We start from the raw sequence: 21,672 nt of genomic DNA, 5'->3' as shown, positions 1-21,672 counted from the left end.
GCGGGGTTAAACATAATGCATGGTATTTTATACAAGGAAGATAGTATGAAGTCGCCTGCTAAGACAAAGATAAGCTTGAATGGCGTGTTTAAAGTCTTCGGCGACGATCCGAAGCGCGCAATGCAGGAATTGCGCGCAGGTAAATCAAAAGCCCAGATACACAGTGATCATGGTGCTACAATCGGCGTAGACAACGCGAGTTTCGATATTAAAGAAGGCGAAGTATTCGTCATCATGGGCCTTTCAGGTTCAGGTAAATCGACGCTGTTACGCCTGCTAAACCGGCTTATCGAGCCCACAGACGGTTCCATTGAAGTTGATGGCCGTGACATTGTCAAAATGTCGAAGCGCGAGCTGATTGATCTTCGTCGACGCGACATGAGCATGGTTTTTCAGTCTTTTGCCCTGCTTCCCAATCGAACCGTATTAAACAACGCTTCATTCGGACTTGAAGTTGCGGGAATGGGCGAGGCCGAACGGCATGAAAATGCATTGAAAGCGCTGGCAGCGGTCGGTCTTGAGCCTTATGCGCATTCGATGCCGGATCAGCTTTCAGGTGGCATGAAGCAGCGTGTTGGTTTGGCCCGTGCTTTGGCGAGTGAGCCGACAATTCTATTGATGGACGAAGCTTTCTCCGCGCTAGATCCGCTTATTCGTACGGAAATGCAGGATGAATTGAAGCGTCTTCAGGCTGAAAACAGCCGCACGATCATTTTCGTCAGCCATGATATTGATGAAGCCATGCGTATTGGCGACCGTATTTGCATCATGCAACATGGTAAGGTCGTCCAGGTCGGAACGCCAAACGAAATCGTTTCGGCGCCTGCCAATGATTATGTGCGTTCATTTTTCCGCAACGTTGATGTTTCGCGGGTGTTCAAAGCTGCCGATGTGGCGCGTGAAGACGAATTGATTATCTTCGATCCGGCACAATTGTCTTCGGCATTGGAAAAGCTGGATGCAAGCGGCAAGTCATATGGCGTGCTTCTTGATGCGGATCGCATTTATCGCGGTGTGGTCACACGCGATGCGCTTCTCAATGGCGGTGTCAAGGCTGATGGTGAACATCCGGACGCTGCTGTAGCGATACCAGCGGACGCGCCGCTTTCAGGGCTTTTGATGCGCGTGGCTGAAAGCTCGTGGCCGGTGCCTGTCACCGATCGGCACAATCGCTATCTCGGCGCTATCAGTAAATCGGCATTGCTTGAGACGCTGGGCCGCACGGGTTGAATTGCGCCCCACACGATCTCAGGTTTTCGGGCATTTGCCCGGCCATAGGTAACTCGATCTGAAATGGACGGTAAACCATGGATTTGAATTTCAGTATCGGCGGATGGGCGGATACAATCGTCAATTATATCCTCGATCATTTTACGCCTGCGCTCAATATGATCGCGGCCACCATCGGCTTTGTAACCGACGGTATTCAAAACGCACTTCTGGCAATTCCACCCTATGCCGGTATTGCTATTCTCGCTCTGCTCGCGTTGTGGCGCGTTGGCTGGAAATTTGCAGTTTTCACGGTGTTGGCACTTGCACTCATCATTCATATGGGGCTGTGGATTGGCACCATGGAAAGCCTGTCGCTCGTGCTGGCCTCAACGATTATCGCGGTGGTCATTGGTATTCCGCTTGGCATTGCCATGGCGCGCAACGACACGGTCGCATCCGTTATTCGTCCGGTACTTGATCTGATGCAGACCATGCCTGCATTTGTCTATCTTATTCCGGCCGCAATGTTTTTTGGCCTTGGCGCTGTTCCAGGTACAATTGCGACGGTCATCTTTGCAATGCCGCCGGTGGTGCGTTTGACCAATCTCGGTATCCGCCAGGTTGATGCCGAATTTGTCGAAGCGGGTCTCGCATTTGGTTGCACATCACGGCAGCTGCTCTTCAAGGTTCAACTCCCCAACGCCATGCCGTCCATCATGGCCGGTATGAACCAGACAATCATGTTGTCGCTTTCGATGGTGGTTATCGCATCGATGATCGGGGCTGGCGGTCTTGGTAATACGGTTCTGACGGGCATCCAGCGTCTTGATGTCGGCAAGGGCTTTGAAGGCGGCCTTGCAGTGGTCATTCTTGCCGTCATTCTTGACCGCATAACGCAAAGCTTTGGCAAAGGAAATTCCGGCGGCGTGCTGGGGTTCTTCAAAAAGCTGTCCTTTATGAAAAAGACCAGCGAAGAGCCATCCTCGTCATCGTTCCGCAAGCAGGAAGCATGAATAAAAATCGGGAACAGATTCAATTCAAAGGAGAAACTATGTTCGGTAAACTGACCAAAATTGGCCTCGCAGCCGTTGTTGCAGGCAGCATGACTGCCGGAGCAGCTTTCGCGCAGGATAGCAAAACCGTAAAAATTGGTTGGGCCCCATGGTCTGATGCAGAATTTGTAACGAAGCTTGCTGCAAAGATTATTCAGGACAATCTTGGCCAGAAGGTTGAACTGGTCCAGACCGATGTTGCACCGCTTTATCAGGGCGTAAGCCGCGGTGATATTGACGCCATGATGATGGCCTGGCTGCCGGAAACGCATGCCGATTATTACAAGCGTGTGGAAGACAAGGTTGAAAATCTCGGACCGCTTTACGAAGGTGCGAAGCTTGGCTGGATCGTTCCGGATTACATTCCTGAAAGCGAAATCAGCTCAATCGAAGACCTTAAAAAGCCAGAAGTTCGCGAGAAGCTGAAGGGCGAGATTCAAGGCATCGATCCGGGTGCTGGCCTTACCCGTCTGTCTGAAGAGGCAATCAAGAAATATGGCCTTGATTACAAGCTCAATATTTCCAGTGAAGCCGCGATGCTGACGACGGTTGATCGTGCGACACGTTCGGATGGCTGGTTTGTCGCCACGTCATGGAGCCCACATTGGATGTTCGGCAAATATAAGCTGCGTTATATTGCTGATCCTGAAGGTGCATTGGGTGGTGCGGAGCATGTCGATGCGATTGCCCGCAAAGGCTTCAAGGAAGATAACCCCAAGGCGGCCGCTTTCCTTACCAAGATGAGCATTCCGATCAGTGAGCTTGAAACGGCAATGTTTGAAGCGCAGGAAACATCTTATGAAAAGGCTGTCGACAAATATATTGCCGAGCATCCTGATCGGATCAAGGAATGGCTTGCTGAATAAGCAGCCCAGATAATCGATAAGCCCGGTTTATACCGGGCTTTTCTTTGTTTATGGCTTTGCAAAGGAACTTCAAATTAGACAAATTTATAACAAGAATGAGGTTGCATATCAGCGCAAACGTGCGTTAAAGTTGTCCAGTATTATATATATCTTCTTCTGGCTTTGAGAGGCTTTGCCTTGGAAGATATACTTTTTAGCATCGACCACCTTTGGCGGGGGGCGATGCATTCGGGAGCAGGTTCTTGGGGAGGAGCCTGCTCCTTTTCATTTGGAGCCGAGTTTATTCCAGCCCGCAGGCGCGCAAAAACAGCGTCGAGACTTCCTTTTCGATGCGATCGAGGTCCAGAGGCTCGTCTTTACTCAACGACATCATACTGCGGACCTGTGCTTCAAAATCTGCATAATGTTGGGTAACCGCCCAGATATGCATCTGAAACAATAGCGGATCCACCGGCTTGATGCGTCCATCATCAACCCACGACTGAATGAGCTTAACCGCATTGTGGGTTGCAGAGACGTGTTTTTTCCAATGACGGCTCAGGAACGGTGCGCCATTGGCGATTTCGGTCGTGAAGAGGCGGGAGGCCTTTGGATTTTTTTGGCTGTATTTAAGTTTTGCGCGAATATATTGCCGGATGACCTCTGCCGGATCTTCTTCACTGCTGACGCCTAAGAAAATATCCTCCCACTCATCAAGGATGAAGATAAGAATATCTTCGTAAAGCTCTTCCTTGCTTGAAATGTAATAATGAAGCTGCGGCTTGGTCAGGCCAGCACGCTGGGCGATGCCCTGCGTTGATGCGCCGACCAGCCCTTTTTCAGCAAATTCATCGATAGCGGCTGTGCGAATAGCACCCTGAATGCGACGCCTGCGGTCGAGAACCTTGTCTCGTCCGGTCAGTTCGTTCTCATCGTTCTGGTCATCTATTGTCATACGTGCCAGCCGCTATCTTAATTACAGGCACTTATTGGCCCAGTTGCTTCTTGATGTCGAGACCTGCACCTTTGTTAACAAAGGCATCGGTTGCAACCTTGGTCATATCCAGCTCATCGCCGCTGACGATGCCAGACTTGCGCGCCAGCTCGTAAAACGCCTTGACGCGGTTCATATCGATGGCGCCGATACCTTTTTCCAGCGTGTCACCGCTGTCGATAAGCTGCAATTCTTTAAGGCGTGCAAGCTCCGCATCCAGCGTTTCCCTGCTCATATCCGCGTTGTCTTTGAGGATCAGCTCATAGGCCTTGCTGTTGTCGCCATAGAGAAAGTTGTTCCAGCCTTCGATTGAGGCTGTCACAAAGCGCTGCACCAGTTCCGGGTTTTCTTCGATCAGCTGCTGACGCGTTTCAATGGTGTTTGCGTATGTGTTAAAGCCCTGATCAGCGAGCAGGAAGGTTGTGACTTTCGCGCCTTCTTTTTCGGCATAGATCGGTTCGGCTGTAGCATAGGCCTGCTGTACGGTTTTCTTGTCGCCAAGGAACTGCGCAAGGCTATAGCCATAAGGACGGAGTTGCTCGTCCTTGAAGCCGAATTCCTTGACCAGCCATGGCCAGAACGAGAACTGACCGTCTTTGGAGATCAGGATCGTTTCCGCATTGGCGAGGTCTTTAAAATCTTTGTATTCGCCTTCATGTGCCATCAGTGCCTGCGGGTCTTTCTGATAGAAAGCAGCCACAACAGTGGTAGGCACGCCATTGGCAACATTGTTGAACGACAAAAGCAGATTGCCCGTCAGCAGAAAGTCGAGACGCCCAGCGGCCAGCATTGGGCGATTGTTGACCTGTGGTCCGCCCATTTCGATCTGTACATCGAGGCCATATTTTTCATAGGTTCCATCGGCAACGGCCTGATAGAAGCCGCCATGACCGGCCTGTGCCAGCCAGTTGGTGCCGAGTGTCACCTTGTCGAGTGCATAGGCCATCTGTGCGGAAAGGCCCATGGTGAATGCAGCAAGTCCTGCAACGAGTGTCTTTTTCATTTTGGTTCCCCTTGATTAATTCTTCAATGCCATGTCGGCGGTCCAGCCACGGGTTTTGCCGGGATTAAGCAGTCCATAAGGATCCGCCTGTTTTTTGAATTCGATCTGCACGCTGTCGATTTCCTTCATGCCACCATCTTCGATGGTATAGGCGTGAGGATCGTAAATATCGCAGCCGTCAACCTGTTCGAGTTCATCGATCAGGCGGTACATTTCATCACGGCCTTCAAAGCGCACAAGCGGCAGGGCGAAAATCTGCACTTCGCCTTCCAGGCGCGCCATTTCGTGATGCATATATTGAGTGTCGCCGTAGCGTTCGATCTGGCGTGTCACCACATCGACGTCGAACGGCCGTGGATAGGCCACCTGCAAATAGGTCCAGCCCGGCTCAGCCTTCAGCGCCTGAAGAGTGGTGTGGTTCCAGCCGCATTCGTAAGCAGGCTGTAAACCCGCCTTGTGCAACTCATCCAGTGTCATCGAGAAGGAAACCTTACCGCCAAACTCTGTGGCCAGTCGTTCGAAACGCGCCACTTCTTCCGGCGCGATCATTGCAAAAACTGCATCCTTGTCGGACGGGAAAAGATCACCAAACTTGGTGTAGAAACGTGCAAATCGACGATCGACCGTTGTCAGCAGATAACAGTCGAGATCGTCTTCGAGCGCTTTAAGGCAGAAATTCAGCGTTGCCTCATAAGTATCGAATAATGCAGCAGTATGCACCCATTCTGTCGCTTTGGTGAGACCGATTTCAAGTTCAAGAATGATACCGTTGGTGCCATAGGCGTGCTGCACCTTATGGATATCGCGGCCTTTGAGTTCGATGATTTTTGGCTCTGGTTCAACGGTGAGAACCTTCACAGAAAATACGTTGCCGTCATCGCGCAACATGCCGTGACGCAAGGAGCCGATACCGCCCGATCCGCCTGAGAAAAAGCCGCCAATGGTGGCAATGCGCCGGGTCGAGGGATACATCAACAGTTCCTGTCCCGTTTCACGCACGGCATCATCGAGGCGTGAAATACGCGCGCCACCTTCAATGCGAACCTTGCCGGGTTCGATTGCGATGATGCGGTCGATCTTGGTCATATCGAGAATGACGCCGCCTTCAAGCGGAACGCACTGGCCGTAATTGCCGGTGCCGCCGCCGCGAACGGTGATTGGAATGCGAAGTTTGGCTGCTGCGGCCGCCACGCGGCGCACTTCATCCTGATCTTTCGGGATGACGACGAGGTCGCCCAAATAATGGCCGATATCTTCCGTCAGGATCGGGCTATACCAGAAATAATCGCGGGACCGCAGTTCGACCTGCTTGGGGTCGTCATAAATGCGGATGCCTTCGATTTCGGCGCGAAACGCGGCCCAGTCATAGATGCGCTGTGGTGCGGCAGAATTCATGGGGTTCTCCGATTAAATTTTTATACCATCGCGCCAGACGACGCGACGCGCCTGCGGACGGCTGATGAGATCATTAATGTCTGTGGCTTCATACCAGATGAAATTTGTGCGCCCACCCTCAAACAGCTCTTGAACGCGGTCGCTTCCGATGAAGCGGGCGGGCAGGGTGGTGATGCTGTCGAGCCATTCATCCGGCTCAAGGTGGCAGACCGGTGCTGCCAGACGCAGAACCGAAAGCGGATCGTAATCGCCATAGGGATAGAAAGCGTCACGCACATTGTCGGAGCCAAGCATGGCGTCTATGCCCGCGCGACGCGCTTCTTTCAGCGGTGCTACACCGCGAAGACGTGGCGACTTTCCGCCAAGCCTGTCTTGCAGATAGAGATTGGATGTCGGTAGCGACACGAGTGCAGTTCCCGCATCCGCGGCAGCATTAAGAATGCGGCTTAGTTCTTCCGGCGAACGCAGCGAAAGCGAACAGGCATGACCGCAAAGAACGCGGCCCGCCATCTTGTAACGCTTGGTTGCAGCAACAATCAGCGAGAAGCCATCCGCTTCCAATTCAAGCCCTTCATCGACGTGAAAGTCGAGCTTGAGATCATGCCGGATGGCCAAACGAAACATTTCTTCGATTTTGGCATCAAGATCAGCATTGCGATAGAAGAAAGCACCAAGCACGCCGCCATCATTTGCCACGCGCTCAGCAATTGCTGAACCTGCATCAAGCACAAGATCGCCATGGATAAGGGCTGCAAGCTCCAGATCGATGCGGTCTTTCCATTCCTCGCGCAGCTCGTTCAGCACTGGCCACGCGGTCGGCACATCTGGCGTTGTCCAGTCAACATGGGTTCGGATGGCGCCAACGCCTTGCGCATAGGCTGCCTCAAGACCGCGTGTGGCGCGTGCGCGAATGTCTTCGGCATTCCAGCTCTCGCGATCAATATTCATCAGATCAATGGCATCGAACAGACATTCGACTTTGGCGCGGCCACGCTCGGCAATACGGCCAATGGTGAATGTCTTGTCGAGATGCACATGCACATCAGCGAGAAGCGGTGTGACAAAGCCGCCGCCTGTTGTTTGCGCTGGCGTCAGCGATGCAATGCGCCCATCATCGATACTGATGTCGTAATGACCGCTGCGGCCAGCAATGGCGATGCCTTTCAACATATCAGCGCTCACGACGAATCTCGCTTTCATGCCAGCGTCCCAGCACAAGGCGCGACAGCCAGCTTGTGATGAGGAAAATCACAATGCCCAGCAGCGAAACGAGGAAAAGGGCCGCAAACATGCGCGGAATTTCATTGCGGAAGCTCGATTCCAGAATACGCGAGGCGAGGCCAGTGCTCTGGCCGGCGCTGCCTGCAACAAATTCAGCCACCACAGCACCGATCAGCGAGAGCCCACCAGCGATCTTGAGTGCTGCCATAAAATAAGGCAGGGCGCTTGGCGCAAGCAGATAGCGCAGTCGCTGCCATGGTGAGGCACGATAAAGCTTGAATAGATCACGCAGATTATGATCCGCGCTACGCAGGCCGATGACTGTGTTTGACAGGATCGGGAAGAAAGCCACAATCCACGCGCAGATCAGCAGGGCTGAAAACGTATCGCGGACATAGATCAGGATCAGCGGTGCAATGGCAATCACCGGCGTTACCTGAAGAATGACGGCAAACGGAAAGAAAGCCATTTCGATTGGTCGCGACAGTGCGAAGATCATGCCGAGCAGAACGCCGCCGACAATCGCGCAGAGCAGCGAAATCAGCGTGAGCTTAACTGTAAACCACATGGAGTTCATCAGCGATGGCCCGTCTTTGATCAGCGTCTCGCCGATGAGCGACGGAGCAGGGATCAGGTAATGCGGCACATTGTAATAGCGCACCAGACCTTCCCAGATGCCAAGTGCGATGATGATCGCAAGCGTTGGCATGATGATGCGCAGATTGCGTTCACGACGGGCGAGGCGGTGTTGTTCGGAATTCAGAACAGGCGTTTGGTTTTGCATTTCCCTGTCCTCAGTGGTCAATGTCTTGCGACGAAAGCGTTGCGGTGAGTGCATCGGAAACGCGGGCGCAATCTGTTGCGTAAGCTTCTGTGGTGCGGAAATTTTCAGCGCGAGGATAGCTGCCTTCAATCGCAATATCCGCAACCACGCGTCCGGGGCGTGCAGCCATGACGATGACGCGGTTTGAGAGATAGACAGACTCATAAACGCTGTGCGTGACAAAGATCACGGTCAGGCCGTGTTCTTGCCAGAGCCGCAACACATCATTGTTGAGCTTGAAGCGCGTCATTTCATCAAGTGCCGCAAAAGGCTCATCCATCAACAGAAGGCGCGGACGTGTGACCAGTGCACGGGCAATGGAAACGCGCATTTTCATGCCGCCCGAAAGCTCACGCGGATAGGCATCGGCAAAGCGCGACAGACCTACCTGTGTGAGCACTTCTTCGACGCGCGGCGTGGCATCTTTGCGCGACATGCCGGAAAGACGCAGCGGCAAATAAACATTGTCGAAAACGCTGGCCCACGGCATGAGCGTCGGTTCCTGAAACACAAAGCCGATGTCCTGCGCACCAATGGGGCCTTTGCCCGGTGCATGGCCATTGACACGAATGTCGCCTGCCGAAATGGATTCAAGGCCCGCGATCATGCGCAGCGCTGTGCTCTTGCCGCAGCCCGATGGGCCGAGGAAGCTTACGAATTGACCTTGTTCAATCTTGAGCGACATATCGCTGACCGCAATGACGCCCGTGCCATATTGCTTATAAACGCTGTTTATATCAATCAGGGAAGATGGAGTTTGCGAGTTGGGGGCCACGCTCATCGTCCTTACCAGGCAGGTTGGTTATCAAGCCACGAGAGCGGCGCTCGTTCAATCTCGGCCAGAACTTCGACCAGCCGCTCGGCAGCAAAGTCGATGGTCTTACGACCTTTTTCGGCAGATGCGAGCGTAGCATCGCCAGCGGCGCCGTAAGGATTGATGTCCTGTATCTGCCAAGCGGGCTTCGCTCCACCGCCGAGTGACAGATGCTTGTAATCAGAAGCGAGTGTTTCGGTCAGTGTGCGGAAATTCTGTGCCTTCGACATGTCCACCAGATCGGGGTGGAATTCGAGCATGACCGAGGTTTCCATGTCACCGGCATGAATGCCGTGCTTGAGATCGTGCTCGCTGTAAACGCCTTCCGGCATTCCGAGGCCAAACCAGTTGACGCTGAACACCATCATATTGTGTTTGATACGCAATTCGCGCGCCACAATGTCCATGACGGTGATTTGGCCGCCGTGGCTGTTGAGCAGTGCCATTTTGCGAACGCCGCTTGCGGCAACGCAGGCGCCAATTTCACACCACATGCGAATGAGAGTCTCTGCCGAGAATGTCAGCGTGCCGGGGTAAAGGCTGTGCTCATTGCTTTTGCCGATGGCCTGCGTTGGCAGAAAAAGCGCGTGGCTCTCATTGGGCAGGCGGGCAATGGTTTCTCTGACCATGCCATCCACAATCGCCGCATCCACCGCCAGTGGCAGATGAGGCCCGTGCTGTTCAATTGCGCCGACGGGCAGAACCGCCACGACCTTCTCACGCTCGAGGCGGGAAAACGCTTCGCTCGTGTACTCAGACCAATATCTTTTCAAGGTGGTGGCTCCTGCATTCTTGGGAGGCGGTAAAGCTTTTTACTAAACAATCTGACCGATCGGTCAAACTAAATGTTTAAAAAAATAGCGATGCATGCAATTAAGGTGTGAATCCGTGACGATTTCGCCACGCGACAGCCCGCCACATGATTATGATACGCGGAAAATCCCCGGAGGTCCGATGGACAACAGATGCATTATTATTGGTGCGGGCCATGCAGGTTCGCAGGCTGCAATCAGTCTGAGACAGGAAGGCTATGCGGGCGAAATTGTCCTGATCAATGATGAGCAGGATATCCCCTATCACAAGCCGCCGCTTTCCAAGTCTTATCTGAAAGCACCTGAAAGCGGGATTTTGGTGCTGCGCCCGGAGAGCGCTTATCGCGATAATAATATTGAAATGCTTTTTGGGCGCAGCGTTGAGCATGTGTCTTTGACGGATAAGACTGTCACGCTTGATGACGGCGAGGTGCTCAATTGGTCGGAGCTGGTTTTTGCGACCGGTGCGCGCGCCCGCATTCCTGATATGCCGGGCGTTGATCTGAGTGGTGTTGTCACGCTACGCCGTTTGGAGGATGCGCGCCGCATTGCCCAGATGATGCCACGTGTTGAAAATGTGGTGATTATCGGTGGTGGCTTTATCGGCCTTGAAATGGCGCATAGCGCAGTCGGTCTTGGCAAGAAGACGGTCTTGATTGAAGCCGCTCCTCGCGTACTGGGGCGTTCGGTTGCCACACATATTTCATCGCATGTTGAAACACGCAGCCGTGCTGCGGATATTACGCTTCTGACAGGTGTGGGTGTTGAGGCCATTGAAGGCAAAGACGGCCGCGTGACAGATGTAAAAGCAGCCAATGGCACGCTTTTCCCAGCTGATATGGTGGTGCTGGGTACGGGTGCTGTTCCAAATGTCGAGCTTGCACGCGACACCGGACTTGTTGTCGATAATGGTATCGTGGTGGATGAGCATATGCGTGCGTCGAGTGAGCATGTTTATGCGATTGGCGATTGCGTGAGCTATGTGCATTTCCATGCAGGTCGTCGCGTTCGACTGGAATCAGTGCAGAATGCGACCGATCAAGCCAAGCATGTTGCACGCTCGATTGTTGGTCGCGGCACCCCTTTTCGTGATGTGGCATGGTTCTGGTCGGATCAGGGTGACATGAAGTTACAGACCGCTGGCCTGTCATTCGATGCCGACCGTCATATTGTGTTGGGCAACCTCGAAGATAATGCGTTCTCGGTATTTCATTTCGCGGGCGACAAGCTGATTGCGGTCGATTCCATCAACCGTCCGGCGGATCACATGATCGCCCGGCGGCTTCTTGCAGCGGGTATCAACCCCACTGAAGACGATATTGCAGCGGGCGCTGCACGGCTCAAAGAATTGCTCGCAGCAGCGCCAAAGACTTAAGGATATAGAATGACTGTTTTGAAACATCTGCTGCCAGCCGATATGGCCGCACCTTTTGCTGCTTATAGCCATGGTGTGAAAGTAAATGCAGGGGCAGAGCTGGTATTCTGCTCTGGCCAGCTTGGCATTGCGCCGGATGGTTCCGTGCCGGAAGATGCAGGTGCGCAGGCAGAACTTTGCTTTGAAAATATCCGCCGTATCCTGCGCGATGGCGGTATGGAATTTTCCAATGTCGTGCGCATCAATGCTTATGTGACGGATCGCGCTTATATGCGTGCCTATATGGATGTGCGGGACCGTCTGTTTCCGCAACCTGCACCAGCCTCGACACTGATGATTGTTTCCGGCTTTACGCGCGAAGAATTCAAGGTTGAAATCGAGGTCGTGGCTGCCAAATAATCTGCTTGTTTGCGGCTCATTTGAACAAAAAATAACACCCGCCGCGGGAGGAGCGGCAGGTGTCATTTAGGGTAAGACCGGAATGGGAGGAGGAGGTCCGGTCTTGAGATCACCGAGGAAAATGGGAGGAGGGAACACCCCGGTGAAAACTCTGAAAACTTTAGAACCGCGTGGTTTTAAGTGTCGCGGTTCTTATTAGGCTTAAGCCTTTTGATGGCGCGCTCTTAGCGAGCAGCAGCCTTACGTGCAACGAATGGAATTTCCGAAGGCATAATGCCGAGGTCGTTCAGTTCGCGTGGGCTCAGGCGGCTCAGTTCGTTTACAGTGTTACGGTAACGGCGCCAGTTGTTGTACGAGCGGATCAGGTTCATTTCTCTCACCTAGTCAAAAATCAAATCTCTTTGTTGCCCACAGCATATAGGCTGCTCGCTTCGAAAGTTGCAGAGCCAGATTTGCATAGCTGCTGTGCAATTTAGCCTGTCGATTGCATGGATTTTGCGCGACTTGGTCATTTTATAATCACAATCATCTCACCACATGACCAAATCACTGATTTTAAGGCGCTCCACCGACATAATCCTTTCTAAGGTGTTAATGGATAGGTCGGCCCATGCTCGTCTCGCTCCTACTTAGAGAGTTCTTTTGCATAACGGGCGCGCGCAGATTCTTGTCGCAAAAATCCGGGAATTTGTCGGTTGAAGGCAACAATTCTGCATGACTCCCAAAGCGGATTGAGATAAGTCAATCATGTCGTGTGATGGAGCGTTGTGTTTTACGAGATCGTTCTGTCACTGTTTGTCTGCGGGAGAGAGCTGATGCAAGTTGGCCACCGAAGGGGAAATCGCCCGAAATCTCTCAGGTACAAGGAACCGCAGGCGGGTAAGGCAACTCTGGAAAGTCGGGGGAAACCCTGCGCCGAAGGTGTAAGTGTAGCTTTATAGCTATGCGAGTCTCTCAGGCTTGAGACAGAGGGGCACGAAGCAACCGCATTTCGCGGAGGCATACGTGCGACTCTGGAGTTGTTATGGGCGATACCGCACACTTGAATACCCTGCCTTTGCAGGATCTGCATGAGGAAGCTGGCGCACGCTTTGGCGGTTTTGCTGGCTGGAATATGCCGATCACTTATCCGCTTGGCGTTATGAAGGAACATCTTCACACGCGTGAGCATGTCGGCCTTTTCGATATTTCTCATATGAAGCTGATTGAGGTTTCGGGCGCAGACGCAATTGCGCTTATTGCGCAAACCTGTCCGCTTGATCCGTCGGTTCTGAAAACCGGCCAATCGAAATATACGCTCTTCCTCAATGAAAAGGGCGGCGTTCTTGACGATCTTATTGTCACGCGTCTGGGTGAGGACCGGTTCATGGTTGTTGCCAATGCCGGCAATGCGAGCGCTGATATTGAACACCTCAATGAAGCGGCATCTGGCAAGGATGTAACGGTCAATCCGCTGGATCGCGTTTTTCTGGCCATTCAGGGGCCGGAAGCCGAAAGCGTGATTAATGATGCCGGTCTTAAAGGCGCAGAACTCGGTTTTATGAGCGGCTTTGAACCCAATCCTAACTGGTTCATGACCCGTTCGGGCTATACCGGCGAAGACGGTTTTGAAATTGGCTTGCCTGCCGATGAGGCGCGTGCGCTTGCAACCAAGCTTCTGGCTGACGAACGCGTCGAATGGATTGGCCTTGCCGCTCGCGACAGCCTGCGCCTTGAAGCGGGTCTTTGCCTGCACGGTCAGGACATCACGCCGGAAACCGATCCGGTCTCTGCCGGTCTCACATGGGCAATCACCAAGCCTGTGCGTGAAAAGGCTGCCTTTAATGGCGCCAAAGCCGTGCTTGACGCGATTGCTAAGGGTGCAACCGCCAAGCGCGTTGGCCTTAAGCCGGAAGGCCGTCAGCCTGTTCGTGCTGGTGCAGAACTTTTTGACGAATCCGGTTTTCAGATTGGCACTGTTACATCGGGTGGCTTCGGCCCATCCGTAGGTTTTCCGGTTGCCATGGGTTATGTCGAGGCAAGCCTCGCAGTGCCTGGTACCCGCATTTTTGCTGATGTCCGCGGTAACAAGGTTCCCGTTGATGTTCATGCACTTCCCTTCACACCGCATCGCTATCGCAAAGGATGATTTCCATGGCCAATATCCTGTTCACCGAAGATCATGAGTGGATCAGCGTCGAGGGTGGCGTTGCCACTGTCGGCATCACGATCCACGCACAGGAGCAGCTGGGCGACCTCGTATTCGTCGATCTGCCGGAAATCGGTCGCACTGTTTCCAAGGGCGAGAGCATCGTCGTTGTTGAATCGGTCAAGGCCGCTTCCGACGTCTATGCGCCGGTCGATGGTGAAGTCGTTGAAGTGAACGAAGCCGTTTCAAGTGACCCGGCTCTCGTTAATCAAGCTGCAGAAGGCGATGGCTGGCTGTTCAAGCTCAAGCTTTCCGATGAAGGCCAGCTTTCGGGGCTTCTCGACAAGGCCGGTTATGACAAACTCGTAGGATAAAAAAATGACGGTAACTGTTCTACCCTTTGTTGCCCGTCATATCGGGCCACGTGTGGAAGACGAGCGTGCAATGCTTGCAGCGCTCGGCCTTCCTTCCATGGAAACACTGATTACGCAGGCTGTTCCGGCATCCATCCGCTTGAACCGTGCGCTTGATCTGCCGGCAGCTTTGAGCGAACACGCAGCCCTTGCGGAGCTTAATGAAATCATGGGCCGCAATGTGGTGAAGAAGAGCTTCATCGGTGCGGGCTATCATGGTGTGCAGACACCACCTGTCATTCAGCGCAACCTGTTTGAAAATCCAGCCTGGTACACGGCTTACACGCCTTATCAGTCGGAAATCAGCCAGGGCCGTCTGGAGCTTCTGTTTCACTTTCAGACGCTTGTTGCCGAGTTAACCGGTCTTCCGGTTGCCTGCGCTTCGCTCTTGGATGAAGCGACAGCCATTGCTGAAGCTGTGGGCGTTGCCATTCGTCATCATCGCGACAAGCGTGAGCGGGTTCTGCTTGCAGGCGATCTGCATCCGCAGAGCGTTGATGTGATCAACACCCGCGCGGAGCCACTTGGCTGGCAGGTTGAAGCCGGAAGTGTTGTCGACGATAACACCGCTGCGGTCGTCATCCCATGGCCGGATACGCGCGGTGTTTATGGCGACTTCACTGCTGTCATTGCCGATGCCAAGGCCAAGGGCGCTCTTGTCATCGCTGTTGCTGATCCGCTGGCGCTGACTATTCTGGAAGCCCCTGCCAAGTGGGGCGCTGACATGGCTGTCGGCTCCATGCAGCGCTTTGGCGTTCCAATGGGCTTTGGTGGTCCACATGCTGCATATCTCGCAGTATCCGAGCCGCTGACGCGTATCATTCCGGGCCGTATTGTCGGCCAGTCGGTCGATGCGCATGGCCGTGCCGCTTATCGTCTGGCACTCCAGACCCGCGAGCAGCATATCCGCCGCGACAAGGCGACTTCGAACATCTGCACCGCGCAGGCGCTGCTCGCCAATATGGCAGCAGCCTTTGCTATCTGGCACGGCCCGACAGGTCTTCAAGCCATTGCAACGCGCGTTGCTACTCTTGCATCGCGTTTTGCAACTGGCCTCAAGGCTGCGGGTGTCGAAATTGCAGGCGACAGCCTGTTCGACACGGTTACGATCAAAGTTCCGGGCAAAGCCGCAAACATTTCCGCAGAAGCCGATAAAGGTGGTCGTCTGATCCGCATCATCGATGCGGATACGGTTGGTGTGACCTTTGATGAAACCTCGACCGAAGACGATCTTGCAGCACTCGCCATTTTGTTTGGTGCAAAGCCAGTTGGCAACGACGATCTGCTGGTTCCGGGTAAAGGACGCGGTGACGGCTTCCTGACACAGGACGTGTTCCATTCGCACCGCTCCGAAACCGAGATGATGCGCTTCCTGCGTCGTCTGGCCGATAAGGATCTGGCGCTTGATCGTGCGATGATCCCGCTTGGCTCCTGCACGATGAAGCTCAATGCGGCAGCAGAAATGATGCCGGTGAGCTGGAACACGGTTGCCAATCTGCATCCGTTCGCACCTGCCGCGCAGACGACCGGCTATGCCAAGATGACCTCGGATGTCGAAGCATGGCTTTGCGAAGTCACCGGCTTTGCAGGCGTATCGCTACAACCAAATGCTGGCAGTCAGGGCGAATATGCGGGTCTTCTCGCAATCCGCCACTATCACCAGGCACGCGGCGAAGGTCATCGCAACATTTGCCTGATCCCATCTTCTGCGCATGGCACCAATCCTGCCAGCGCATCGATGGCTGGCATGAGCGTTGTGGTCGTCAATTGCCGTCCGGATGGCGATATCGACATTGATGATCTGAAAGCCAAGGCTGAGAAGCATCGCGATAATCTCGCGGCCTTCATGATCACCTATCCGTCGACCTATGGCGTGTTCGAAGAAGGTATCAAGGCTTTCTGCGAGATTGTCCATGACAATGGCGGTCAGGTCTATTTCGACGGTGCAAACCTCAATGCACTCGTTGGCCTTGCGCGTCCTTGCGACATTGGCGCAGACGTCTGCCACATGAACCTGCACAAGACCTTCTGCATTCCACATGGCGGCGGCGGTCCGGGTGTCGGTCCCATTGGCGTGGCCAAGCATCTGGTGCCTTATCTGCCAGGGCATGTTGATCTGGGTTCCAAGCACGCTGTTTCCGCAGCACCGTTTGGCAGTGCATCCATTCTGGTCATTACGTGGATGTATATCCGCATGATGGGCGGTAACGGTCTCAAGAAGGCAACCGAGGCTGCAATCCTCAACGCCAACTACATCGCGCATCGCCTGAAGGACGCTTATCCGATCCTTTATACTGGCGCGCATGATCGTGTGGCGCATGAGTGCATCGTGGATACGCGCGTGCTCAAAGACAGCGCAGGCGTCACCGTGGAAGATGTTGCCAAGCGCCTCATCGACTATGGTTTCCACGCACCGACCATGTCATGGCCGGTTGCCGGAACGCTGATGATTGAACCGACCGAGTCTGAGCCAAAGTCGGAAATCGACCGTCTTTGCGATGCGATGATTGCCATTGCAGGTGAGGCGAAAAAGGTTGCCGATGGTGTCTGGCCGAAGGATGATAATCCACTAGCCAACGCACCGCACACGGCAGGCGATACACTGGCGTCCGATTGGACACATCCCTACACGCGTGAGGAAGCCGTGTTCCCGGCAAGTGCGCTGGGTGGCGACTTTGACACGACAGCAAAATATTGGCCGCCGGTCAGTCGCGTTGACAATGTGGGGGGTGACAGAAATCTTATCTGTTCTTGCCCACCCGTTGCGTCTTACGGCTAGTAACACTTTGTTAAGCGAGGGAACGGAGCGGTACTCTATCGCTCCGTTTGAGATAAAATTTCCGGTTCTTCCTGTTGGAATTGTTTATCAGCAAAAGAACAGGAAATGGCTTTTGAGTGCCGGAATGATGATGAGAACTCTGTTCCCATTCAATCATTTTTCAAGAACATTATGCATGATCATAAAAAGCGCTGCGGGAACGTGGCGCTTTTTTATTTTTGTTCTAACTTACTGAAATTTAGGCAAAAAAAGAGCCGGACTAAAAAGTCCGGCTAAGTTATGAAGGTGCCATAAAGGCAAACCTCCAGAGGGGAACACTTACCGCGCGCAATGGGAGGAGGCGCAAGCGGTAAGCACCTGTCATATGGACCCGTTGACACTATTCTTCAAGCCCTAAATGACGAAATTTTTGACCATTTCGGAAAATTCTGAAACTTTTTGATTGTTCAACAATTTTTAGACGATGATTGGTCAATATTAGTGGCCATTTCTGCCACGAGAGTGCTCCAAATCGAAACAATCACCTGTTCCATCGCCGGTACGGTTGCGACTCATAAATTGCGCCCAAAAGTTCTGGCAAGGATTTTCAGCACTTCATGTCTGCAAGATATATCGTAAGCACATTGGCATCAATGCGAATGAAGAATCCGGATCACACTCAAGTCATGAACAGAGGCCGTGTAGAGATCATCTGGCGCGCTGGCTGCGTTTTTATCGATCATTTCGCATCTGTAAAAGCCATAGTTTTTAGTCTTTTCAAGAGCTTATTCAGGCTCCCTCAAACTAGGCAGAATGTGATCATTCTCTTATTGTTGACTCTATAAGCTTTTGAAATGGTTAGAATAATTCTAAAACATTCCTATGTGGGTCAAGTTCATTTTGCTTGCAGTACTGATGGCATGGATATAAAAAGATGACAAATAAAGGAAGGCTTCTGCCGGTTTTAAGAGAGTTAATTGAGGGGCAGGTTGACAACTCTGTCTTTTGGATAAATTTGAATGCTCGTACCATTTCTCATTATGTTCCGCGAAGGCGTGGAAGCAGCGCTGATCGTTGGTATCATCGCAAGCTACCTGCATCAGACAGGGCGCAGCGCATGGATGCTCGTTGTCTGGATCGGTGTCCTGCTGGCAATCGCTTTATCGCTGGCTGTCGGCGCAATTCTCCAGCTTATCAGCGCAGAATTCCCGCAAAAGGCACAGGAGCTTTTTGAGGCTATCATTGGGCTTATTGCTGTTTTCGTGCTGACTTCCATGGTTTTCTGGATGCGCAAGGCTGCCCGTTCCATCAAGGCTGAGCTGCATCATTCAATCGATGCAGCTTTTGAAACGCCGACACATAAGGGCTTCGGTCTTATTCTGATGGTGTTTTTTGCTGTGGCGCGCGAAGGGCTTGAATCTGTCTTCTTTCTGCTTGCTGCATTCCAGCAGAGCGAAGGCGGCGAAGCGCCGCTTGGTGCGCTGTTGGGTGTGGTTCTGGCAGCGTTTGTTGGCTACGGCATTTACCGTGGTGGCCTCAAACTCAATTTGCGGCGCTTTTTCCGCTGGACCGGTGTTTTCATCCTGGTCATTGCAGCGGGCATTCTGGCTAACTCCGTCATGGCGCTTCATGAAGCCGGCATCTGGAACCACTTCCAGACGGTCGTATTCGATATGAGCGAAATCCTGCCACTTGATAGCACCCTTGGCTCGGTTCTGGCCGGTATCTTTGGCTATATCGCGACACCGACGATCAGCGAAGTGGTTGCCTATGTCGGGTTCCTTGTGCCTGCGCTCATAATTTTCCTGATGCCGCCTTCCGCACCTGCGCAAAGTGCTGCCGCCAAGAACGCAGCTTAATCGAAGAGATTTTTTATGACCCAGCCGAAAAGCCCGAAATCCACTGCACCATTCTCGCGCAACCTTGCGCGCTTGGTGCTGGTGCTGGCCATTGTTCTGGTGTTGGCGGCGGGTGCTGCTTTCTATTACGCCTCGCGCGTTTCAGATAAATCGCGCCATGCAGATGGCGATGGCAAAGTGCAGATCGTGGTCAATGCGAAAAGCTGCGATCCAAATGAGTTGACAGTTCCTGCGGGGCGCACGGTTTTTGAAATCGTCAACAAGTCGGACCGCTCGGTTGAGTGGGAAATTCTTGATGGTGTCATGGTGCTCGAAGAGCGGGAGAATATCGCGCCGGGCTTCAAACAAACACTGTCAGCGAAGCTTTCGCCGGGCGAATATCAGATTACTTGTGGCCTTCTTTCCAACCCGCGCGGCAAGCTGATCGTAACGCCATCGGCAAGCAGCGAAGCTGAAAAAGGCAAGTTGCCGTTGACGGCATTCCTCGGTGCACTGGCTGAGTATCAGATTTATCTTGCAACCGAAGTTGTCGAATTCCAGAAGGCCGTTGCAACGCTTTCCGATGCCATTTCTAACGGCAATATCGAAGCTGCACAGGCCGCTTATGCACCAGCACGCGAGGCTTACGCACGTATCGCTCCAGTTTCAGAAGCTTTCTCTGATCTTGATACGGCAATCAATGCGCGCGCTGATTTCTTTGAAAAGCGTGAGCAGGACCCAGCCTTTGGTGGCCTGCATCGTATCGAATATGGACTGTTTGAACAAAAATCGCTGGAAGGTTTGCAGCCCGTTGCCAATAAATTGGTAGAAGACGCGGCTGGCCTGAAGGATCGCATTCGTGCGCTGCGTATTTCGCCTGACCGAATGCTGGCGGGCACGTCATCGGCGCTCAATCGCTTTGCGTCCACCGCTGGGGATGCAGGCGATGATCGTTACGCACATACAGATTTGCAGGTATTTGCAGGCCTTGTTGAAGGCGCCGCCAAGACAGCGGACGTGTTGCGTCCGATCGTCGTCAAAGTCGATCCCAAGGCATTTGAAGGGATTGATGCTCAGGTGTCTGTCGTGAAGGCGCTGCTTAGCGCTCAGAATGGCAAGGCATATAACACGCTTTCCAGTGATGAGAAGGCGAAAATCAAGGACGGCGCGATGGCTCTCGCCGACCAGTTTTCAAAACTCCGCGATCAACTTGGAGTGGATTAATGTCCAAGAAATTTTTCAAGAACGAGAATGTTAAAAAAGACAGCGTAGCATCGCCAGAACGCCGTGCAATTTTACTCGGTGCCGGTGCTACGGGGGTTGCAAGCGTGCTTGCATCGCAAGTGGCTCATGCACGCTCTTCCAACAATTCACTTTCTTCAGAGAGCGTAACCAACGCGCCTGAAAGCGACAAGTTGCAGGAGAGCCAGCCGTTTTATGGTATGCATCAGCCCGGCATTGTGACGCCGCGTCCAGCAACTGGTCTTGCCGCCTCGTTCGATGTTCTGGCGCGTGACCGCGCAGACCTTGAACGCATGTTCAAGCTTTTAACAGAGCGCGCAGCCTTTCTCATGAAGGGGGGCAAGCCACCAGTGCTTGATCCGAAATTCCCGCCTGCTGATTCCGGCATTCTCGGGCCAACGGTTACACCAGATAACCTCACGATCACCGTGGGCTTGGGGAATTCGCTCTTTGATGATCGTTTTGGGCTGAAGCCGTTCAAGCCAAAGCACTTGCAGCGCATGACGGGCTTTCCCAATGACGCCTTGCAAAAAGATCTCTGCCATGGCGATCTGGTAATCCAGTTCTGCTCGAACACCGCAGACACCAACATCCATGCGCTGCGCGATATCATGAAGAACATGCCTGATCTTCTGATGGTCCGCTGGAAACAGGAAGGCTCTGTTCCTGTGCAGCCGCCGCATTCTCCAAAAGCCAAGGAAAGCGCGCGCAATTTCCTCGGTTTCCGCGATGGTTCTGCCAATCCCGATGCCGCTGACAAAACGCTTATGGATCGCATTGTCTGGATACAACCCGATAAAGGTGAGCCGGAATGGGCGGCAAATGGCAGCTATATGGCGGTGCGTATCATTCGCAACTTTGTCGAGCGCTGGGATCGCACCCCGTTGCAGGAGCAACAGACTATTTTCGGGCGCGAAAAAGATAGCGGTGCACCGTTTGATGGTAAAACCGAAGCTGATGTGCCTGATTATTCAAAAGACCCAGAGGGTAAGGTTACGCCGATGGATGCGCATATTCGGCTGGCCAATCCACGCGATGCCAATGCCGAACAACATCTTATTTTGCGCCGTCCGTTCAACTATTCCAATGGTGTTACGAAGTCTGGCCAGCTTGATATGGGGCTGCTGTTCATTGCTTATCAGGCTGATTTGGAAATGGGCTTTATCACTGTTCAGAAGCGCCTCGATGGTGAACCTCTGGAAGAGTATATCAAGCCGATCGGCGGCGGTTATTTCTTCACGCTACCCGGCGTGAAAAATCAGGATGACTTTTACGCACGCGCACTCCTGCAGGCGAGTGGGCCGCAGAATGCGCGTGGGTGAAGGTCTTATCACCACGGAGAGGTAAA

At 53.1% G+C, this 21,672-nt stretch carries 19 protein-coding genes and 1 riboswitch; of the genes, 11 read left to right on the top strand and 8 right to left on the bottom strand.

Features of this window, described 5'->3' with window-relative positions; translation table 11 throughout:
• The first annotated feature begins 45 nt into the window (after positions 1-45).
• The 3 genes from proV (at position 46) to VBH83_RS10870 (ending at position 3,130) form a co-directional block, all read left to right on the top strand.
• On the top strand, positions 46-1,230 hold the full coding sequence (proV, locus tag VBH83_RS10880) for a glycine betaine/L-proline ABC transporter ATP-binding protein ProV (protein WP_265984359.1): 1,185 nt from the start codon (positions 46-48) through the stop codon (positions 1,228-1,230).
• Positions 1,231-1,307: 77 nt separating this feature from the next.
• Positions 1,308-2,225: a proline/glycine betaine ABC transporter permease gene (locus tag VBH83_RS10875; RefSeq protein ID WP_265984358.1), complete on the top strand. Its 918-nt coding sequence runs from the start codon at positions 1,308-1,310 to the stop codon at positions 2,223-2,225.
• Between the two features lie 38 nt (positions 2,226-2,263).
• Entirely contained in the window at positions 2,264-3,130 is an 867-nt protein-coding gene (locus VBH83_RS10870) for a glycine betaine ABC transporter substrate-binding protein (protein ID WP_265984356.1), read from the top strand.
• A 280-nt stretch (positions 3,131-3,410) separates the two neighbouring features.
• On the opposite strand, the gene VBH83_RS10865 is transcribed toward VBH83_RS10870, so the two are convergent.
• The 7 genes from VBH83_RS10865 to VBH83_RS10835 are packed head-to-tail and all read right to left on the bottom strand — an operon-like array spanning position 3,411 to position 10,132.
• Positions 3,411-4,064, bottom strand: a complete 654-nt coding sequence (locus VBH83_RS10865) for a TetR family transcriptional regulator C-terminal domain-containing protein (RefSeq protein WP_265984355.1) — start codon at positions 4,062-4,064, stop codon at positions 3,411-3,413.
• 31 nt (positions 4,065-4,095) lie between these two features.
• Positions 4,096-5,106: an ABC transporter substrate-binding protein gene (locus VBH83_RS10860; RefSeq protein ID WP_265984353.1), complete on the bottom strand. Its 1,011-nt coding sequence runs from the start codon at positions 5,104-5,106 to the stop codon at positions 4,096-4,098.
• A 15-nt stretch (positions 5,107-5,121) separates the two neighbouring features.
• Positions 5,122-6,501: an FAD-binding oxidoreductase gene (locus tag VBH83_RS10855; RefSeq protein ID WP_265984350.1), complete on the bottom strand. Its 1,380-nt coding sequence runs from the start codon at positions 6,499-6,501 to the stop codon at positions 5,122-5,124.
• Between the two features lie 12 nt (positions 6,502-6,513).
• Complete coding sequence (locus tag VBH83_RS10850; protein ID WP_265984348.1) at positions 6,514-7,701, bottom strand: amidohydrolase family protein; 1,188 nt, start codon at positions 7,699-7,701, stop codon at positions 6,514-6,516.
• Positions 7,673-8,506 carry an ABC transporter permease gene (locus VBH83_RS10845; protein WP_265984346.1) on the bottom strand — a complete coding sequence of 278 codons (834 nt, stop codon included), beginning with the start codon at positions 8,504-8,506 and terminating at the stop codon, positions 7,673-7,675. The genes VBH83_RS10850 and VBH83_RS10845 overlap by 29 nt, the downstream gene beginning before the upstream one ends.
• Positions 8,507-8,516: 10 nt before the next feature.
• On the bottom strand, positions 8,517-9,326 hold the full coding sequence (locus VBH83_RS10840; protein WP_265984344.1) for an ABC transporter ATP-binding protein: 810 nt from the start codon (positions 9,324-9,326) through the stop codon (positions 8,517-8,519).
• A 5-nt stretch (positions 9,327-9,331) separates the two neighbouring features.
• Positions 9,332-10,132, bottom strand: a complete 801-nt coding sequence (locus tag VBH83_RS10835) for a creatininase family protein (protein WP_396997673.1) — start codon at positions 10,130-10,132, stop codon at positions 9,332-9,334.
• A 181-nt stretch (positions 10,133-10,313) separates the two neighbouring features.
• Between VBH83_RS10835 and VBH83_RS10830 the strand changes: the two genes are divergently transcribed.
• The gene (locus tag VBH83_RS10830; RefSeq protein WP_265984342.1) at positions 10,314-11,546 is read left to right on the top strand and encodes an NAD(P)/FAD-dependent oxidoreductase; all 1,233 of its coding nucleotides are present in this window, start codon (positions 10,314-10,316) and stop codon (positions 11,544-11,546) included.
• 9 nt (positions 11,547-11,555) lie between these two features.
• Positions 11,556-11,945: a RidA family protein gene (locus tag VBH83_RS10825; RefSeq protein ID WP_265984340.1), complete on the top strand. Its 390-nt coding sequence runs from the start codon at positions 11,556-11,558 to the stop codon at positions 11,943-11,945.
• Positions 11,946-12,169: 224 nt separating this feature from the next.
• On the opposite strand, the gene VBH83_RS10820 is transcribed toward VBH83_RS10825, so the two are convergent.
• Positions 12,170-12,316 (bottom strand): DUF1127 domain-containing protein, encoded by a 147-nt coding sequence (locus VBH83_RS10820; protein WP_084486680.1) that lies wholly within the window; start codon positions 12,314-12,316, stop codon positions 12,170-12,172.
• A 421-nt stretch (positions 12,317-12,737) separates the two neighbouring features.
• A riboswitch (glycine riboswitch) is annotated at positions 12,738-12,827 on the top strand.
• A 142-nt stretch (positions 12,828-12,969) separates the two neighbouring features.
• On the opposite strand from VBH83_RS10820, the gene gcvT reads away from it, so the two are divergent.
• From gcvT to efeB, 6 genes are all read left to right on the top strand, one after another.
• The gene (gene gcvT, locus VBH83_RS10815) at positions 12,970-14,073 is read left to right on the top strand and encodes a glycine cleavage system aminomethyltransferase GcvT (protein WP_265984336.1); all 1,104 of its coding nucleotides are present in this window, start codon (positions 12,970-12,972) and stop codon (positions 14,071-14,073) included.
• Positions 14,074-14,078: 5 nt separating this feature from the next.
• Complete coding sequence (gcvH, locus tag VBH83_RS10810; RefSeq protein WP_265984333.1) at positions 14,079-14,447, top strand: glycine cleavage system protein GcvH; 369 nt, start codon at positions 14,079-14,081, stop codon at positions 14,445-14,447.
• Positions 14,448-14,451: 4 nt separating this feature from the next.
• Positions 14,452-17,265 carry an aminomethyl-transferring glycine dehydrogenase gene (gcvP, locus tag VBH83_RS10805; RefSeq protein WP_265984331.1) on the top strand — a complete coding sequence of 938 codons (2,814 nt, stop codon included), beginning with the start codon at positions 14,452-14,454 and terminating at the stop codon, positions 17,263-17,265.
• 998 nt (positions 17,266-18,263) lie between these two features.
• On the top strand, positions 18,264-19,103 hold the full coding sequence (gene efeU, locus VBH83_RS10800) for an iron uptake transporter permease EfeU (protein WP_396997669.1): 840 nt from the start codon (positions 18,264-18,266) through the stop codon (positions 19,101-19,103).
• Positions 19,104-19,118: 15 nt separating this feature from the next.
• Positions 19,119-20,306, top strand: a complete 1,188-nt coding sequence (gene efeO, locus VBH83_RS10795; RefSeq protein WP_265984329.1) for an iron uptake system protein EfeO — start codon at positions 19,119-19,121, stop codon at positions 20,304-20,306.
• Positions 20,306-21,646, top strand: coding sequence for an iron uptake transporter deferrochelatase/peroxidase subunit (gene efeB, locus VBH83_RS10790; RefSeq protein WP_396997667.1), 1,341 nt, complete (start codon positions 20,306-20,308; stop codon positions 21,644-21,646). Before efeO ends, efeB begins: the two co-directional genes overlap by 1 nt.
• The last annotated feature ends 26 nt before the right edge of the window (positions 21,647-21,672 follow it).

Source organism: Ochrobactrum sp. S1502_03 (assembly GCF_044435015.1).
Taxonomy (GTDB): domain Bacteria; phylum Pseudomonadota; class Alphaproteobacteria; order Rhizobiales; family Rhizobiaceae; genus Brucella; species Brucella chromiisoli.
This window is presented reverse-complemented; position numbering and strand designations above follow the sequence as displayed.